At 73.7% G+C, this 17,699-nt stretch carries 15 protein-coding genes; 5 read left to right on the top strand and 10 right to left on the bottom strand.

The features are described 5' to 3' along the window. Window positions 1-9 precede the first annotated feature (9 nt). The gene (locus tag ABZZ38_RS19630) at window positions 10-522 is read right to left on the bottom strand and encodes an Lrp/AsnC family transcriptional regulator (RefSeq protein WP_356741379.1); all 513 of its coding nucleotides are present in this window, start codon (window positions 520-522) and stop codon (window positions 10-12) included. A 59-nt stretch (window positions 523-581) separates the two neighbouring features. Here ABZZ38_RS19630 and ABZZ38_RS19625 point away from each other — a divergent pair, with 59 nt between their 5' ends. Further along, a complete protein-coding gene (locus tag ABZZ38_RS19625; RefSeq protein ID WP_356741377.1) occupies window positions 582-1,796 on the top strand; it encodes a PLP-dependent transferase in 1,215 nt (404 codons plus the stop codon). Here ABZZ38_RS19625 and ABZZ38_RS19620 read toward each other — a convergent pair. The 5 genes from ABZZ38_RS19620 to ABZZ38_RS19600 all read right to left on the bottom strand — a co-directional run bounded on the left by ABZZ38_RS19620 (window position 1,729) and on the right by ABZZ38_RS19600 (window position 10,253). Continuing rightward, a complete protein-coding gene (locus ABZZ38_RS19620) occupies window positions 1,729-3,138 on the bottom strand; it encodes a GNAT family N-acetyltransferase (protein ID WP_356741375.1) in 1,410 nt (469 codons plus the stop codon). The genes ABZZ38_RS19625 and ABZZ38_RS19620 overlap by 68 nt on opposite strands. Window positions 3,139-3,214: 76 nt before the next feature. Then, window positions 3,215-5,950, bottom strand: a complete 2,736-nt coding sequence (locus ABZZ38_RS19615) for a DUF6493 family protein (protein WP_356741373.1) — start codon at window positions 5,948-5,950, stop codon at window positions 3,215-3,217. Next, a complete protein-coding gene (locus ABZZ38_RS19610; RefSeq protein ID WP_356741370.1) occupies window positions 5,947-7,323 on the bottom strand; it encodes an SWIM zinc finger family protein in 1,377 nt (458 codons plus the stop codon). The genes ABZZ38_RS19615 and ABZZ38_RS19610 overlap by 4 nt, the downstream gene beginning before the upstream one ends. Window positions 7,324-7,477: 154 nt before the next feature. Beyond that, on the bottom strand, window positions 7,478-9,097 hold the full coding sequence (locus tag ABZZ38_RS19605; protein WP_356741368.1) for an alkaline phosphatase D family protein: 1,620 nt from the start codon (window positions 9,095-9,097) through the stop codon (window positions 7,478-7,480). Window positions 9,098-9,422: 325 nt separating this feature from the next. Next, window positions 9,423-10,253: an alpha/beta fold hydrolase gene (locus ABZZ38_RS19600; protein ID WP_356741366.1), complete on the bottom strand. Its 831-nt coding sequence runs from the start codon at window positions 10,251-10,253 to the stop codon at window positions 9,423-9,425. Between the two features lie 156 nt (window positions 10,254-10,409). Here ABZZ38_RS19600 and ABZZ38_RS19595 point away from each other — a divergent pair, with 156 nt between their 5' ends. Both ABZZ38_RS19595 and ABZZ38_RS19590 read left to right on the top strand, forming a co-directional pair. Next, window positions 10,410-11,306 (top strand): RNA polymerase sigma-70 factor, encoded by an 897-nt coding sequence (locus ABZZ38_RS19595; RefSeq protein WP_356741364.1) that lies wholly within the window; start codon window positions 10,410-10,412, stop codon window positions 11,304-11,306. Between the two features lie 275 nt (window positions 11,307-11,581). Next, entirely contained in the window at window positions 11,582-12,337 is a 756-nt protein-coding gene (locus ABZZ38_RS19590) for a GntR family transcriptional regulator (protein ID WP_356741362.1), read from the top strand. 77 nt (window positions 12,338-12,414) lie between these two features. On the opposite strand, the gene ABZZ38_RS19585 is transcribed toward ABZZ38_RS19590, so the two are convergent. Next, on the bottom strand, window positions 12,415-13,572 hold the full coding sequence (locus ABZZ38_RS19585; RefSeq protein WP_356741359.1) for an ROK family transcriptional regulator: 1,158 nt from the start codon (window positions 13,570-13,572) through the stop codon (window positions 12,415-12,417). Window positions 13,573-13,806: 234 nt separating this feature from the next. Here ABZZ38_RS19585 and ABZZ38_RS19580 point away from each other — a divergent pair, with 234 nt between their 5' ends. Next, on the top strand, window positions 13,807-14,244 hold the full coding sequence (locus ABZZ38_RS19580) for a hypothetical protein (RefSeq protein WP_356741356.1): 438 nt from the start codon (window positions 13,807-13,809) through the stop codon (window positions 14,242-14,244). Window positions 14,245-14,453: 209 nt separating this feature from the next. Here the strand turns inward: ABZZ38_RS19580 and mug are convergent, their stop codons facing one another. The 3 genes from mug to ABZZ38_RS19565 form a co-directional block, all read right to left on the bottom strand. Beyond that, a complete protein-coding gene (mug, locus tag ABZZ38_RS19575) occupies window positions 14,454-15,056 on the bottom strand; it encodes a G/U mismatch-specific DNA glycosylase (protein WP_356741353.1) in 603 nt (200 codons plus the stop codon). A 19-nt stretch (window positions 15,057-15,075) separates the two neighbouring features. Then, window positions 15,076-16,509, bottom strand: a complete 1,434-nt coding sequence (purB, locus tag ABZZ38_RS19570) for an adenylosuccinate lyase (RefSeq protein ID WP_356741525.1) — start codon at window positions 16,507-16,509, stop codon at window positions 15,076-15,078. A gap of 65 nt (window positions 16,510-16,574) precedes the next feature. Continuing rightward, complete coding sequence (locus ABZZ38_RS19565) at window positions 16,575-17,381, bottom strand: SGNH/GDSL hydrolase family protein (protein ID WP_356741350.1); 807 nt, start codon at window positions 17,379-17,381, stop codon at window positions 16,575-16,577. 113 nt (window positions 17,382-17,494) lie between these two features. Here ABZZ38_RS19565 and ABZZ38_RS19560 point away from each other — a divergent pair. Next, the coding region (locus ABZZ38_RS19560) for a hypothetical protein (RefSeq protein WP_356741345.1) at window positions 17,495-17,699 on the top strand (205 nt) is incomplete at its 3' end.

The following is a 17,699-nucleotide window of genomic DNA, read 5'->3' as shown; positions in this document are numbered from 1 at the left end:
GCCTCGGCGTCACCTCACCCGATCGCAGTCGGCCGACATATGAGCGGTCGGTACGGGCGGCAGCAGTGGGCCGCACTCCCACTGCTGGAAGATGAGCCGGGTCTCCACCCGGGCCACCTCCCGCCGGGAGGTGAACTCGTCCAGCACCAGTCGCTGCAGCTCAGCCGGGTCGGGGACGGCCACATGCACCAGGTAGTCGTCGGGCCCGGTCAGATGGAACAGGGCGCGTGACTCCGGCAGGGCGCGAACGCGTTCGACGAACGGACCGATCAACTCCCTTCTGTGGGGGCGCACCTGTACCAGGAGGAGCGCCTCCAGTCCCCGGCCGAGTTTGGCCGGATCGAGTCGTAGCCGGTGCCCCAGGACGATGCCCGTGCGGCGCATCCGCGCCACCCGGTCCAGACAGGTCGAGGGGGCCACTCCCACCTCGGCGGCGAGCTCGCGGTAGGTGGTCCGTGCGTCGCTCTGCAAAAGGCGAAGTATGTGCAGATCGACCGTGTCCAGTACGACAGATTCGGCCATCCGGCGAACGTAGCACGGCGGTTTGGGACGTCGCCCCGGAAAGTGTTCACAGTGCCGCCATGGATGCCATGGACCGCACCGCCGCGACCGTCCCCGGAACCCCGAGGGCGCTCGCCACCGAAGCCGTGCACGCCGGACGCGAAGACCTCGCCGCCCTGGGTCTGCACGCCGTGCCGCTCGACCTGTCCACCACGTACCCGTCGTACAACGCGAGAGCGGAGGCGGCGCGGATCGACGCGTTCGCCGCCACCGGCGCCCGGCCGGACGGGCCACCCGTCTACGCCCGCCTCGACAACCCGACCACCGCCCGGTTCGAGACGGCGCTCGCCCGGCTGGAGGGCACGGAGGCCGCCGTGGCGTTCGCCAGCGGCATGGCCGCTCTCACGGCCGTCCTGCTCGCGCGGGCCGGCGCGGGGCTGCGCCATGTGGTGGCCGTCCGGCCGCTGTACGGCTGCAGCGACCACCTGCTCACCGCCGGGCTGCTCGGTACGGAGGTGACCTGGACCGACCCGGCCGGCATCGCCGACGCCATCCGCTCCGACACCGGGCTGGTGATGGTCGAGACGCCCGCCAACCCGACGCTCGCCGAGGTCGACATACGGGCCGTCGCGCGCGCCTGCGGATCGGTGCCGCTGCTCGTCGACTCCACCTTCGCCACGCCCGTGCTCCAGCGGCCGGTGGAGCACGGCGCGCGGATCGTGCTGCACAGCGCCACCAAGTACCTGGGCGGGCACGGCGACGTGCTCGGCGGCGTGGTGGCGTGCGACGAGGAGTTCGCCGGGACGCTGCGGCAGGTGCGGTTCGCCACCGGAGGCGTACTGCATCCGATGGCGGCCTACCTGCTGCTGCGCGGGCTGTCCACCCTGCCGGTGCGCGTGCGGGCCGCGTCGGCGTCCGCCGCCGATCTCGCGCGCCGGCTGGCGGTGGATCCCCGGGTGGCGCGGGTTCACTACCCGGAGATCGGCGGGGCGATGGTCTCGTTCGAGGTGTACGGGGACCCGCACGACGTGATCGCCGGGGTTCGGCTGATCACGCCGGCGGTCAGTCTCGGCAGCGTGGACACGCTGATCCAGCACCCGGCCTCCATCAGCCACCGCATCGTGGAGGAGGGGGACCGGCGCGCGGCCGGGGTCAGCGACCGGCTGCTGCGGATGTCGGTCGGACTGGAGGACGTCGAGGACCTGTGGCGGGACCTGACGGAGGCGCTCAGTGCCCGGACCGGTCGGCGTGCTGCCGGGGGTATTGGGCGGCCAGGCCGTTCAGCCGTGCGGTGATCACCAGGGTGCCTTCCTCGATCTGGTAGTCGAGGGGCAGGTTCAGTCCGCGCATGGCCGCGACCATGCCGGTGTTGGACGACTGCGTCACGGCGTACACGCTCGCGCAGCCGGCTTCGGCGGCGAGGCCGATCAGACGGCCGAGCAGCTCCGAGCCGATGCCCCTGCGCTGCCAGTCGTCCTCGACGAGCAGGGCGACCTCCGTCTCGTCGCCGTCCCACAGCAGGTGGCCGAGGGCGACGAGGCGGCCGGACGCGGTCTCGACGGCGAGGGTCCGTCCGAAGCGCGGGCTGAGCAGGTGGTTGAGGTAGCGGTCGGCGTCGGCGACCGGCCCGTGGTAGCGCAGGCCGAGGGTGCGCGAGGAGCAGCGGTCGTGCATGGCCCGGGCGGCCCGGACATCGCCCTGGTCGGCGCGGCGGACCGTGATCTCGTTGCCCTCGGGGAGGGTGAGCACGTCCTGGCTGCGCGGGACGCGGGGGCCGAGACGGGCGTCGAGCTCGACGAGCGCCCGGGCGCGGGCGAACTCGGTGGGCGTGAACGGCAGGTAGGGGCGCTCGACGGTGATCACTCCGCCGTTCGGGTCACGCAGCCGCATCACGGTCTCGCCGTGCTCCAGGGCGCCCTCCACCGGGGCGGTCTCGCCCGTGGGGCGGCCGGTCAGCGAGACGGCCGGCAGGGAGTGGATGGTGCACCGACCGAGCAACTGGCGCAGCGCGAGCGGGAGTTCGGCAGCGTCGAGCGCGGTACGGGTGGCCAGGCCCAGCACGCGCGTCGGGGTGTCGACGAGGTCGTGCGTGTCGGCGCGCTCGATCCAGGTGGAGCCGCCACCCGCCGCGGAGATCTCCCGGGTGAGCTCCGCGGCCTGAAGCGGGGCCGGTGCGCGCAGCAGGAACTCGTCGACCGTGCCCCGCGCCAGCGGATGGGTCTGGAGGGTGAGGATGTCGACGGAAAGCCGGGCGAGCGCGGTGCACAGCGTGGCGAGGCTGCCCGGCTCGTCCCGCACGGTGGTCCGCATACGCCACAGAGCGGTTTCGGGGGCCCGGTCGCCCGACGATTCCGGCGCCTCCGGGTCGGGCGGCCCTGCGGGAGTGGCGGGGCCGCCCGTATCAGGCGCCGGCGGGGCATGGCTGTGGCGCCGTGCCCACCAGGTGTGGAACGTCGCCGTGGCGACCAGGACCACCGCGGAGACGGCCAGGAGGTAGGGGCCCTCCGGGCCGTGCGCGATGGTGTTCGCCACCGCGTCCGCGACGGCCACGGCGGTGAACAGGGCGGCCAGCTCGACGAGGTCCCGCCGCCAGTGGTGCGGGCGGCGGGCGCTTTTCGCAGATGTCACATCAGTCATGGCATCACTGTGACCCAGTGGTGTTGCGTGATCACGAACCCTTTGTGACTGATGGGTTAAGCATCCATCTGGACCACTAATGACTGGTTTCTATCATTTCTGGCGTGGACTGTTCGGTTGACAGCCCTGATATGTCGTCGGGTGTCGATACGGCTCCCAGCGCCTTCGCCAGCCGGTGCGCCTGTACGACGAGCTGCGAGGAGCCACGCCGTGACGCGAGCGTGTCGAGCCCGGGTATCGCACCTGTCACGCCGGCGGAGAGGCCGGCGGCGTCGGGGGTGCCGATGGCCGCCCCGCACCGCTCGACGCAGTCCGCGGCCACGGCCAGTATCTCCCCGAGCCCGCGCACCGGTTCACCGCCGGCCAGCAGCCCGGGCAGCGCACCCGCGAGCACGGCCCAGGTGGTGGCGTACGCACCGGTCGCCGCGGCCGTGCGGACCGAGTCGGCCAGCCGGTTGGGCTTGACCGTGCCGAGACGCACCAGCTCCCCGAGGTCGCGGCCGAGCCGCGCCGCGTCCAGGTCACCGCGCGCCGCCAGCACCAGCAGGGCGTCCACCGCCACGAGCCGGTCCTCGGCGTGCCGGGCACCGAGTCCGGTGGCCAGCGCCCGGTGCAGGGCGGGCCCCGCCTCGCCACCGGCCTCGGCGAGGGGCGACAGGAACCAGGTGCCGCCGCGTACCTCGTCGGTGGCCCCGACCGTGATCGGCAGCAGCCAGGACGCGAGCGCCTCGCGGTCCTCCGGAAGCACCGCCGTCCAGTGCCGGTCGCCCCCCACCCAGTGGAAGCAACCCCGGCCGGTGGCGGTCTGCGCGTCGGCCAGGAAGCGGAAGGCGGACGGGAACTCCCGCCGGATGACCCGCTGTTCCCTCGGCATCAGCACGATCCGCCTGGGCAGCGCGCGGGCCCGCGCCCACAGACCACGATCGGCCGGACGGTCACGGCCCTCGACCTCGCCTTCCTCCTCTGCCTCATGGCGCAGCGCGGGCGCCAACGGCTCCGGCGCGGTCAGCCACCGCGCGAGCCGCTCGCCCTCCCGGGTGCCGAGCAGGACGGCCGCCTCGGCGGCCCCCGCAGCCTCCGGACCCGACCGGCGCACCCGCAACAGGGCCTGCGCGAAGTCGATCTCCATCGGCTCGGCGCCCAGGCTCCGGTACGCGCGCAACCGCTCCACCAGCTCACCCGGGTCCACCGCGCCCGTGTGCCAGGTCGGCGCGGCCAGCAGAAACGGCACGGGCGCCTTCAGCACCGACAGCGCCGCCTCCTGTGCCCGCACCGCCAGGACGCGGTCGAGCGTCCGGTGCACGCACCCGTGCACCCGCGTCCCGAGCGCCGCGTGCAGCTGGCCGGTCGTCACCTTCCCGACCAGCGCCCCGACGAGGGTGTCCACCGGCTGCAGGTACTGCATGATGCCCGTGTCACGCCGGTACCACCACAGGTCGGTGACCAGCGGCAGCAGGGCCTCGGCCAGCGCCGCGCGGTCCCGGTACGCGAAGCGCACCAGGCCGTCCAGGGCCCGTTCGACGCCGATGGCGTCGTCACCCGCCTTCAGCAGCGCGGCCACGTCCTCGACCAGTTCCGGCAGGCTCCCCGCGACCGGGGCCGTGCGGCGCGACCCGGGCACGGGCGGCAGGACCTCCTCGTACGGCTCCGCCTCCCCCTCCTCGGGCAGCGCGTCACCGAACACCCCGGCCGCCGCCGCCCGCTGCGCCGGGCCCAGCGCCGCCGCCTCCTCCGCGAGCCGCGCGCGGGTCCCCTCGTCCACCGCGGACAGATGACGTCCGACGAGCTTCAGCGCCCGCTCCCGCACCTCGGTGTCCTCGTGCCCGAACGCCTCGGTCACCGCGGGCAGCAGCTCCGCCGCCACGTCCGCTCCGCCACGCCGCAGCGCCTTCCCCAGAAGCACCAGCTGGGCTCGTACCAGCTTCTTCTCCGTACGGAACAGCACCGGCCCGGACACCTCGGCCAGCTGCCGCGCGGACAGCTCACCCGACTCCACCAGCCGGGCCAGCACCCCTTGGGCGTGACCGGCCACGGTGGACGGACCGTCGGCCGCCATGCCCATCCAGTCGGCCGTACGCGTCCGCTCCTCGGCGGCCGACAGGTCCAGCCGCCGCAACAGGTCCAGGAAGAAGCGGACGGCCCCCGGTTTGCCGCCGCGCAACAGCCGCGCCACGCACGCGTCGACCAGTTCGCCGCGGTCCACCACCCCCTCGGCGGCCAGGGTCACGAGCGCCGCCTGCCAGTCGTCGGGGCGCCACGAGAGCGTGGCGGCCGGCTCTGCGGTCACGAAGAGCCGGGGGACGAGCACCCGCACATGGGGGTCGGTCCGCAGGAACGGCAGGATGCCCCCGTGGGCCGCGGCGTCCACCCAGCCGTACACGTAACCGTCCGTCACCGGCACCGGGCAGCCGGAGCGCCGGACCAGCTCATGGATCAGCGGGTAGTCCTGCTCGGCCGTGGCCGGCCGCCCGGCGAGCCGGTGCGCGACATCACCCAGCCACCCGGGCTCCCGGTCCGCGAGCAGGTCGAGCAGCATGTCCACCGGCAACCTTTCCCAGTCCCGCAGATCCCGGGCACCGATCCAGGCCGCCGCTGCCGCGGCCCCCGTGTGGCAGCCGGCCCCCGCCACCAGCAGGGCCCGCGACATCGCGCGCCGCTGCTGCCAGCGGTCCCAGTCCCAGCCGCGCAACTCCTTGCGCAGCTCCTTCAACTCGGCCAGCGCCGCCCTGCGCCCCGCCCCGTCCAGCGCCTTCACCAGGGCCGGGACGTCGTCGCGCCGCCCCTCCCGTACGGCCTCCAACAGCTTCGTCATCGCGCACCCCCGGCGACCAGGGCGCCACGGCGGACCATCCGGACGGCCAGGGCGTGCTTGCACGGGCCCCGCCTGCCCCGGTAGTCCGCCCACCACTGGCACGTGCAGCTCAGCACGCCGCCCCGCGACTCCCGCACCTGGTAGCGGCGTTCACCCGACGTCACCCACGCGACCTCGCCGGCCGGCTCGACCGCACCCGACGCCACCAGCTCCCGCGCGGCCACCAGCCGCGGATTGTGCCGCTCCGCGCGGTCCGCGTCGTACGGCAGCTCGCGGTGGAAGTACGCGGCGTCCGCCACGTCGTACCCGACGCGCCCCGCCGTGCCCAGCCGGGTCAGCGCCGCCCGCACCCGCTCCGGCGACAGGCCCGCCCGCGCGGCCAGTTCGCCGAGGTCGATGCGCGGCTCCCACGCCAGCAGCACCGACACCAGCTCCGCGTCCCGCGCCGCCTCCTCCGTGGCCAGCGCCTCCAGCACACCACCCTCGCCGGAGAAACCGCGCGACGCGTCCGGCGACAGGGTGAGCGTCAGCCGCATCCCCGGCAGGGACACCTCCCAGGCGCTCGCCGTCGCGGCCCCGTCCGCCACCGGCCCGTACACCCGCAGCGCCGTGGCGTGCCGCAGCACCCGCTGAAGGGCGACCAGCCGCTCCGGGCCCGGCAGGCACACCGCGCCGGCCACGGCCCTCGTCGTCGGGCGCAGCGTCTTCCCGGCCGGCACCACCCACAGCGGGCCGCGCGCCATACCCCCCGGGGTACGCGGCAGGGCACGCAGGAACCGCACGGCCTCGGCCGCGGACAGCTCCGCCCGCAGGTCGAAACCCGCACACGCCACCTGCGCCTCGGCGAACCCACGCAGCCAACGGTCGGGCAGCGGCACCTTCTTCTCCACCACCGCGCCGCCCAGCGTGGTGACCGCCAGCTCCTCCGGCCCCACCCGCAGGTGCAGCGGATCGTCACCGGTCAGCCGGGAAAGCGCCTCACGCAGCGGGTTGTTGACGTCGACGTTCGTCGTGCCGTGCCCGGTCCGGGCGCCGTCCAGGCCCTCACTCAGCACGTCCAGCCGCGCGTACACCCCACCGCACCCCGAGAACGACTCGAACCGGAGCCGGTCGCCGTTCCCCGTCACCACCGGGTCCAGCGACGCGGGACGCAGCCGCTGGTAGTAGCGGGCGGCCGCGACGTCCGCGACGGCCAGCAACCCCCGCGCCGCTATGCGAGGTGACGTCAGGAAGCCCGAGAAGAACCGGGGATGGGCCTCGGGCCCGGTGGGTGTGAGCCCGCCGGAGGTCTCCAGGCCGAGCAACCGTCCGACCTGCGAGGACTCCAGGGCGGACGGGCGGGAGTAGGCGAGTGCCTGCACGGATCGCGTCATGAGAACGACGGTAGGACCCACCACTGACAATCACCCCGGGCCCGGTCCGCCACCCGCGCCTGCCACCCGCGCCTGCGACCCGGTTCACCCCGCGACCCGGTTCACCCTGCCACCCGGCCTCCGCCACCGAAGCCCTCGTCTTCCCGGGCCTCCGTCACTGGCCGACGCGCCCCGGCTGGAGGACCTTGCCGAACAGCACCGTGCCGCCCTCCGCCCGCAGCCGTACCGTCAGCTCACCGCTGTCGCCGTCGATGTCCACCTCGCCGAAGTACTGCGGTGACTCCATGGGCGAGACGTTGCTGCGATGCGGCGCCCGCACGAACACCCGCTCCGGTCCGAACGTGCCGTCCAACGCGTTCGCCGGGAAACCGCCCGCGGCCAGCGGCCCGGACACGAACTCCCAGAAGGGCGCGAAGTCCTTGAACGCCGCCCGCTCCGGCGCGTAGTGCTGCGCCGACGTGTGGTGCACGTCCGCCGTCAGCCACAGCGTGCCCGTGATCCGCCGGTGCTTGATGAACCGCAGCAGCTCCGCGATCTGGAGCTCGCGGCCCAGCGGCGCGCCCGGATCGCCCTGCGCCACGGCCTCGAAGTTCGTCGCCCCGTCCGGCACGACGAGCCCGAGCGGCATGTCCGCCGCGAGGACCTTCCACACCGCCCGCGAACGGGCCAGTTCCCGCTTCAGCCAGTCCAGTTGCCCGGCGCCCAGGATGCCCGTCGTGTCATCGGCCTGCCGACCCGGTGAGTTGGCGTTGCGGTACGTCCGCATGTCCAGGACGAACACGTCCAGCAGCGGGCCGTGCCGCACCACCCGGTGCAGGCGCCCCTCGCCGACGGACGGCCGGAGCGTCGACACGGGGAAGTACTCGCCGAACGCCCGCGTCGCGCGAGCCGCCAGCACGTCGACGTCCTTGTCCGTGTAGCGCGGATCGTCCAGGATCTGACCGGGATACCAGTTGTTGCGCACCTCGTGGTCGTCCCACTGCGCGATCGTGGGCACCTGCGCGTTGAAGGCGCGCACGTTGTGGTCGAGCAGGTTGTAGCGGAAGGCGCCCCGGTACTCGGCGAGGGTCTCGGCGACCTTCGCCTTCTCCTCCGTCATGACGTTGCGCCAGATCCGCCCGTCCGGGAGGGTCACGCTCGGCTGGAGCGGCCCGTCGGCGTAGATGGTGTCGCCGCTGCACAGGAAGAAGTCGGGGTCGAGACGGCGCATCTCGTCGTACGCGCGGAACCCGCCGACGTCCGGGTTGATGCCCCACCCCTGTCCGGCGATGTCCCCCGACCACAGGAACCGCACCCCGTCCCGGCGCCGCGCCGGTGCCGTACGGAACGTCCCGTACACCGGTTCGCCCGTCCGGCGCGGGTCGTCGGGGTCGGAGAGCGTGACCCGGTAGTGGATCTGCTCGCCCGGGGGCAGGCCGCGCAGCGCGGTCGTCCCCGTGAAGTCGCTGCCCGGGCCCAGCAGTGGTCCCTCCCAGCGGTGCGCGCGGCGGAAGGAATCGGTCGCCGAGGTCTCGACGACCATCCGGGCCGGCCGGTCCGACCGCACCCACACCAGACCGGACGACGCTGTGACGTCACCCGCCTGCACGCCCCACGCGGCGCTCGGCCGCCCCGACCGGACCAGCGCCGGCGCGGCGGCCGACGCCGCACCTCCGACTCCGGCCAGGGAGAGTGCCGCCGAGGCGGCCAGCGAACCGCGCAGCAGCGTACGGCGGTCGGGCGGCGGACCGGGGCGGGCGCCGGTACGCGGACGGGGAGCGGGGCTGTGCGTCATCGACGCGCCTCCAGACGGGAACGGGCGGGCGGGTTCGGGCGACCCGGGCCAGGAGGAACGGGTCGCCCGGCCATGCCTAGCGTCCGGTGGCGGCGCGCAACCGAACCGCATGTGAACAACGGCCCACGGGGGTGGCCCGGCCGTGCGTCGCGTGGTCCACCCGTGGACGCGGCGCCACCCGCCCGCGCCCGCCGGCTCCGGAACGGCCTCGTCGCCACCGGTTCGTACGGCCCCGCCCGGAACGGCGGCAGCGCGCTCGTCGGCGCGGAGGACCCGCCCGGTCAGGGGTGTCTTCGCGCGCGTGCCCCGGCGTCACGCGCGGCCTTCAGCGGCTCCCGTCGAGGAGTACGCGCGCGACGAGAGCGGGATCGTCGTTCATCGGCACATGGCCGCACCCCGGCAGGCGCACCAGCCGGGCGGCCGGGACGGTGCTCTTGGCGCGGACACCCTGGCGGCGCAACAGCAGCCGGTCACGGGTGCCCCAGGCGATGGTGACCGGCAGGCCCGGGATGTCATGCCTGAACAGCACGTCCCGCCCGGCGGCGAGGGTCTGGTGGAAGCCGGTGGCCCGGCGCAGCGCCAGGGTTTCCGCGACGACCGCCTCGGGCGAGCGCCGCCCCGGCCGGGCGTAGATGGTGCTGGTCAGAGCGGCCCGCCCGGCGGCCGACCGGGACATCCGTTCGATCACCGGCAGCGGCAGGGACTCGGCACCCGTCCGCATGGCGCGCAGCGTGGTGAAGGCGTACCGCCGCTCGCTCTCGTTCCAGAAACCGGCGGGCGCCAGGGCCGTCACCGACCGTACGAGCTTCTCGCGCCCCAACTCCAGGGCCAGCAGCCCGCCGAGGGAGTTGCCCGCCACATGGGGCCGGTCGATGTCCAGGCTCTCGCACAGCGCGCCCAGCACGCGGCCGACCGTGGGCAGGTCGTAGGGCAGGCCCTCGGGCAGTGCGGGGGACGCGCCGAACCCCGGCAGGTCGACGGCGATGACATCGCGCTCGGCGGCGAGGATGTCCAGTACCGGCTGCCAGGCCTGCCAGTGGTGGCCGATGCCGTGGAGCAGCAGCAGCGGTTGCCCGGATCCGGCCCGTTCGTACTCCAGCGACAGTGTGCGGGGCCCCTCGGGGGACGCGATGGTGAACGAGACCTGTCCGGCCATGCTGGTGCTCCCTGCCGTGTTTTAGACGCCCTGTCAGCAACAATTACCGCTCAGTATCTTCCGGTTCAAGGGGCGCGGCCGTGCGAGGGCCTCATGTGTTCCGCACCGCACCCCTCCCCGCTGGACACACGCGCGCGCGTGGGCTGGGATGAGGGCGTGGGAACCGACACCGACACGGAGGCCGGCGCCGCCGACGTCTTCGAAGCGCACCGGCCCGTCCTGACCGGCGTGGCCTACCGGATGCTCGGCCGCGTCTCCGACGCCGAGGACGTGGTCCAGGAGTGCTGGCTGCGCTGGTCGGGAGCCGACCGCTCGGCCGTCCGGGACCCGCGCGGCTACCTCGTGCGGATCACCACCCGGCTCGCCATCGACCGGCTCCGCCAGGCGCAGGCGCGACGCGAGTCCTACGTCGGGCCGTGGCTGCCCGAACCCCTCGCCACCGACTTCGGGCCCACCACTCCCGACACGGCCGAGCGGGCGGTGCTCGCCGATACCGTGTCGCTCGCCCTGCTGGTCGTCCTCGAATCGCTCTCCCCGCTGGAGCGCGCGGTCTTCGTGCTGCGCGAGGCGTTCGGCTTCCCGTACGCCGAGATCGCGGCCACCCTGGACCGCTCCGAGGCGGCGGTACGCCAGATCGCGGGGCGCGCCCGCCGCCATGTCGACGAGCGCAGGCCCCGGTACGACGTGGAACCGGCCGAGCGCCGCGACCTCACCGAGCGCTTCCTGGCCGCCGCGTCGGGCGGCGACCTGGGGGAGCTGCTCGCACTGCTCGCGCCCGACGTGCGGCTCGTGGGGGACAGCGGCGGCAAGGCGAAGGCGCCACTGCGCGTCATCGACAGCGCCGACAAGGTGGGGCGCTTCCTGTTCGCCGTCACCAAGGGGCCCGTCCCCGGCTCGGACATCCGCCTCGTCGAACTCAACGGAGGGCCCGCGCTGCTGGTCCTCGCGAACGGGCGGCCCGACACCGTCATCCAGCTCGACGTGCTGGACGGCCGCGTCCAGTGCGTCTACATCGTGCGCAACCCTGACAAACTCACGTCGCTGGCGGCGTAGCCGACACCGTCACTCCCGACGCCGGAACGACCGGCACCACGTCACCCCACAGGCCCACGCCGTCCAAGGGGGCAGCGGGGTCGTCGGCGTCCGTGCGGGCGCGAACGTCCTGTGAACGCTTCGCGACAGAGCGCCATCCCGCCACGTAACCGCCCATGATTGGTCTTGACCAAGGTGCGGCGCCCCTTTATGGTCGGTCGCAGGGTTAGTGCAAGAACCTTTAATAAACAAGGCACGGAAAGCAGCCGGGGACACGGCGATCGCGGAGGATCAGGGTGGGGACCACGCAGCTGGAATCGGTGCCGGAGCCGAAGTACTGGCACCTCAAGACCGTGCTCGCCGAAGCACTGGACTCGGACTTCGCGGTGGGTGAGATCCTGCCCAACGAGCGGGAACTGGCCGCCCGCTTCGGAGTCGCCCGGGCCACGCTCCGCCAGGCGCTCGAACAGCTCGAACTCGAAGGCCGCCTCCAGCGCCGCCGCGGCGTCGGCACCACCGTCGCCCCGCCGCGTATGGGCGTGGACGTCTCCACCACCGGGCATCAGTGGCCCGCCCCCGGCGAGGAGGCGTGGCAGCCCGTCGACTGCGCCGCCGCCGTACCGCCCGCCGCGGTCGCCCGCCTTCTCGACCTCGACCCGGAGGCCGGCGAGAGCGTCCACACCGTGCGCCGCCTGCGAGTGTCACACGGCCAGCCGGTCGCGGCCGAGCAACTCTACGTCCCCGCCGCCTCCGTGCCCGGCCTCACCGCCATCGACGCCCCGTCCGGCGCGGCCCGCGCCCGCGGCGTCCTGCGGGAACTGCAACACCTCACCCTGGAGGGCCAGGACCGCGCCGTCGAGCTGGGCTCCGCCCGCGCGGACGACGCCAAGGAACTGGACCGGCTGCCCGGCGCGCCGGTCCTCGTCGTCACCACCCGGTACTTCTCCGAGGGCCGCACGGCGGCCGTCTCGATCGCGACCTACCGCGCCGACACCTGCCGCCTCACCTTCGGCGGACCGGGCGAAGCGGGCGACTTCCAGATCGCCTCGTAAGCGCCCGCAGGCCCCCCTCGGACCCCGGCAAGTCCACCCGCACCACCCACGGCCCGTCGCCACCCCGCACACCGGGGTCAGCGGCGGGCCGTCACCGTGCCCTCCACCGCGAACAACTGCTCCTCCACGTGGTCGAGCGCCAGCCGCAGCGCGCCCGTCGCCACGGCCGCCTCGCCCAGCAGCGACAGCGCCACCCGGGGCGGGCGCAGACAGAACCGCGCCAGCTCCTCCCGCAGCGGCGGCAGTATGCCGTCCAGACCGGCCGCCCAGCCGCCGATCACCACCAGCTCCGGGTCCAGCGCCAGCACCAGCGCCGCCACATCGTGCACCAGCCGCTGGATGAACCGCTCCACCGCCGCCTGGGCCCGCGCGTCGCCCTTGCGCGCCAGCGCGAAGACCTCCGCCACCGCCTGCTCGTCGAGCGGGTGCAGCGGCTCGTCCGTCGTCGACAGCAGCTTCTCCGGCGTCGCCCCCTGCCCCAGCAGGTGCAGCGCGCCGATCTCCCCGGCCGCCCCGCCGAACCCCCGGTGCAGCCGCCCGCCGATCAGCGACCCGGCGCCCGGACTCAGCCCGGCCAGGACGAAGACGATGTCGTCCGAGTCGGTCGCGGCGCCCTTCCACTGCTCCGCGACGGCCGCCGCGTTCGCGTCGTTCTCGACCAGCACCGGGCAGCGGAACGACCTCCGCAGCCGGTCGCCCAACGCCAGCCCCGTCCAGCCGGGCAGCGCCGTACCCAGGCGTACCGTCCCATCCGCTTCCACGATGCCGGGCGTGCCGACCCCGACCGCCCGCAGGTCGCCCCGCGACACCCCGGTCCGGCGCAGCACGTCGGCGACGACCGCCCGTACCCGCTCCAGCCGCTCGTCGGCCGACGCGGTCTCGGCGACCTCACGCGAGCCCGCGCCGATGATCCGCCCGTCCAGCCCGGACATGAGCGCGGCCACCCGGTGCGGCCCGATCTCGATCCCCAGCAGGTGCCCGGCCTCCGCACGGAACCGGAACCGGCGGGCCGGCCGCCCCTGACGCCGCGCCTCGCCCTCCTCGGGCGCGGCCTCGACCACCAGGCCGTTGTCGATGAGTCCTTCGATGACACCCTCGACCGTCGGCCGGGACAGGCCCGTGATGCGGGTCAGGTCCGTGAGTGTGCGCGCGTCGGAGCCCCGCAGCGCATGGAGTACCACCGCGGAATTGATCCGCCGCAGCAGCGACGGATCCCCGCCGGTCAGCCGCCCCACCGTGTGTCCTCCCAGCTCGAGCGCGTGTGTGCCCGGATGGTACTCAATGACCGGGCCTCGCGGGCGGCCAGGGCGGCCGTGGCGCCGGGCGGACACGGGCACGGCCGCCGCCGCGGGTCGTCTCTCGTTCACCCCCAGTGCGGATCCCCGAGGACGAAGGGCACCCCCTCGGTACGAGGCTGCTCCGCTCCTGACGGAACGCCAATTGTCAGTGGCGGGGGCTTTACTGGATCCATGACCACCGCACGGCATCTGGTGACCATCGATCAGCTGCGCTCCCGCCCCTTCCCCGGGCGGCGCGGCAGATCGGACGTGGGTGACAGCGGTCCGGGCTATCACATCGTGGAGCTCGCCACGAGCGAGGAGTTCTGGGAGGACGACGGCACACGACGCGAGCTCGTCGCGGACCAGTACGAGGCGGAGCGCGACGCGTTGGCGGCGCTGCTCGGCGGACGCTGGGGCCAGGCGCAGGTGTTCAGCCTCTGGTCGCTGCTGCGGCGCGGTATGGAGGGCGAGGAGATACCCGAGCCCTGGAGCGTCCTGAGCGGCTCCGTGCCCGACGTCCACCTCTGGCGCGCGGACGGCCACTGGATAGCCCTGGGCGTCTCGCAGTGGGACAAGGAGCTGCCGTTCCAACTGCTCGTCGTGGTCACGGAGATCGACCCGCCCTAGGTCGTTCAAAGTCCCGTCTGCCCGTCGGTGCCCGGCGCGCACTCCCCCAGAGCTTCGCCTGGGGGTACCCCCAGGCGCGTTGTCGTCAGTCGCCGATGTCCCCCGTAGCCCTTCGGGCACGGGAGGTGCCCCCACCGCGGTGGCTCCTTCCTCCGCCTTGCGATCGCACGCGCCAGACGCCGCCAGGCCCGCCCTTCGGGCGGACGACGCTACTGTGAAGACACTCCCTGGCTCCCTCGGTTTCCCCGGCGCCCCTGGTGCACATGGTTCACCTGGTCCTCCTGGGCCGCCAGGCGCAGACGGGCGAACTCCTCCGCCATCGTCTGCACCGTCCAGTGGGCGTTGAGACCGCTGGGGTTGGGCAGCGCCCAGATCCGGGTGTCGCCGATCATCCGGTCCTGCGGGCCTATCCGCGCCTTGCGGTCGTGGAACGCCGTGCGGTACGCGGTGACCCCGGCCACCGCGAGCCAGCGCGGTCGCAGCCGCTCCACCTTCAGGGCCAGCAGCCGGCCGCCCTCGCGGAGCTCCTCGTCGCTCAGCTCGTCGGCCCGCGCACTCGCCCGCGCCACCACGTTGGTGATGCCGATCCCGTACGACAGCAGTTCGTCCTGCTCGGACGGTTTCAACTGGCGCGGCGTGAAGCCGGAGCGGTGCAGCACCGGCCAGAAGCGGTTGCCGGGGCGGGCGAAGTGGTGGCCCGTCGCGGCCGACATCAGGCCCGGGTTGATGCCGCAGAACAACACGGACAAGCCGCCCGCGATCACATCGGGGACGACGCGGTCGCGAGCGGCTTCGAGTTCCTCAGGGGTCATACGGGTCGTGTGCCCCGGATCAGAGGATGGCACCGGGCCGGTAGCCGGCGGCGTCCGGGTGCCGCTTGACGATCTCCTCGATCCGGGAGACCACCAGGCCGACCTGGTCGGCGGCGGCGCCGGTGAACGACAGCTTGTCGGCCATGGCCGCGTCCAGCTGCGCCCGGTCCAGCGGGATGCGGTCGTCGGCGGCGAGCTTGTCGAGCAGTTCGTTGCGCTCGGCGCCCTGCTCGCGCATGGCCAGCGCGGACGCGACCGCGTTCTCCTTGATGGCCTCGTGCGCCACCTCGCGGCCCACGCCCGCGCGCACCGACGCCATCAGCACCTTGGTGGTGGCGAGGAACGGCAGGTAGCGGTCCAGCTCGCGGGCGACGACCGCGGGGAACGCGCCGAACTCGTCGAGCACGGTGAGGAAGGTCTCCAGCAGCCCGTCGAGCGCGAAGAACGCGTCGGGCAGCGCCACCCGGCGCACCACCGAGCAGGAGACGTCGCCCTCGTTCCACTGGTCGCCCGCCAGCTCGCCGGTCATCGACGCGTAGCCGCGCAGGATGACCATCAGGCCGTTGACGCGCTCGCAGGAGCGGGTGTTCATCTTGTGCGGCATCGCGGACGAACCGACCTGACCGGGCTTGAAGCCCTCGGTGACCAGCTCGTGGCCGGCCATCAGCCGGACCGTCTTCGCCAGCGACGACGGCGCGGCGGCCAGCTGCACCAGGGTGGTGACGACTTCGTAGTCCAGGGAGCGGGGGTAGACCTGGCCGACCGAGGTGAAGGCGTGCGCGAAGCCCAGGTGCTCGGCGATCCGCCGCTCCAGGTCCGCCAGCTTCGAGGCGTCGCCGCCCAGCAGGTCGAGCATGTCCTGCGCCGTGCCGACCGGGCCCTTGATGCCGCGCAGCGGGTAGCGGCCCAGCAGCTCCTCCAGCCGCGCGTACGCCACCAGCAGCTCGTCCGCCGCGGTCGCGAACCGCTTGCCCAGCGTCGTGGCCTGCGCGGCCACATTGTGCGAGCGGCCGGCCATGACGAGCTCGGCGTACTCTCCGGACAGCTTGCCGAGCCGCGCCAGCACGGCGACCGTGCGGTCGCGCATCAGCTCCAGCGAGAGCCGGATCTGGAGCTGCTCGACGTTCTCGGTGAGGTCGCGCGAGGTCATGCCCTTGTGGACCTGCTCGTGGCCCGCGAGCGCGTTGAACTCCTCGATCCGCGCCTTCACGTCATGGCGCGTGACCTTCTCGCGCTCCGCGATCGACGCGAGGTCGACCTGGTCGAGCACGCGCTCGTAGTCGGCGAGCGCGGCGTCCGGCACCTCGATCCCGAGGTCCTTCTGCGCGCGCAGGACGGCGAGCCACAGCCGGCGCTCCAGCTTCACCTTCTGCTCGGGGGACCAGAGGACGGCGAGCTCCGCGGAGGCGTAGCGGCCGGCCAGAACGTTCGGGATGCGGGGCTTCGCAGACACAGTCACGTGACCGGATTCTACTGGCGGTTTCTGCAGGCCGGCGCCACGGTCCCCTTTGTCGCTTGCTACGAACCGGGCTGCGCGCCGTCCCCCCGGCCGGTGTCCGGCGGATACGGCAGCAGGTCGGGGCGCTTGCCGGGCCGGCCGTCGCCCGAGGAGCGGCCCGTCAGCCGCCGCGCCATCCAGGGGCCGAGGTGCTGCCGTGCGAACCGTACGTCGCCGGCCCGCCGGGTCACCCAGCGGGCCGGCACGGCGGGCGGCAGCGGCGCCCGCCAGTCGTCCTCCGCCTCCATGCCGAGCGTCTGCCACACGGCTTCCGCCACCCGCCGGTGCCCCTCCGCGGTGAGGTGCAGCCGGTCCACGTCCCACAGCCGCCGGTCGCCCAGCACCTCGGCACCGTACAGGTCGACCACCAGCGCGCCGTGGCGGGCGGCGAGCTCGTCGACGTACGAGAAGAGCTCCTCCATGCGTGGCCGGAACCGTTCCATCACGGGGCCGTTGCGGCCGGGGCTGCGCATCAGCACCAGTTGCCCGCAGGACGGGGCGAGGCGTTCCACGGCCTGCTCCAGCAGCCCGCGGACCCGGCCCATGTCGCACTTCGGGCGCAGTGTGTCGTTGAGCCCGCCGACCAGTGTGACCACGTCCGCCTTCATGGCCGCCGCGAGGTCCACCTGCTCCTCGACGATCTGGCCGATGAGCTTGCCGCGCACGGCGAGGTTGGCGTACCGGAATCCGGGCGTCCGGGCGGCGAGGCGGCTCGCCAGCAGGTCCGCCCAGCCCCGGTAGGAGCCGTCGGGCAGCAGGTCCGACATCCCCTCGGTGAAGCTGTCGCCCACCGCGACAAAACTGTTGTATATGGCATTCATCTCCATGGCGGTGTGATCGTATCGCGTGGGGTCGCGCGGGCCGGAGGGGAACCGGCACAGGGGGAGCCGGCCATGAGCCGGGGCATGAGCGGGGGCATGGGCCGACCACGAGCGAGGCCGTGGAGGCCTGCTCAGGCCGGGACGCCCACGGGCGCGCCGGCACGCCGGGGCCGTCGGGTTCGCGCGGACTCGGTCACGACGGCACCACCCTGTGCCTGACCGCCACCGCCAGTGGCGCGGCGGTCACCGGCGAGCTGCCGCTCCTCCTCCGCGGCCGGTACGCGGCCGACGGCCGGCGGCTCACCGTTTCCGGTGAGCGATCGG

It is taken from the genome of Streptomyces sp. NPDC006368 (assembly GCF_040612535.1).
Lineage (GTDB): Bacteria > Actinomycetota > Actinomycetes > Streptomycetales > Streptomycetaceae > Streptomyces.
The sequence above is the reverse complement of the archived record's forward strand: the minus strand, read 5'-3'. Positions and strand labels throughout refer to the sequence as shown.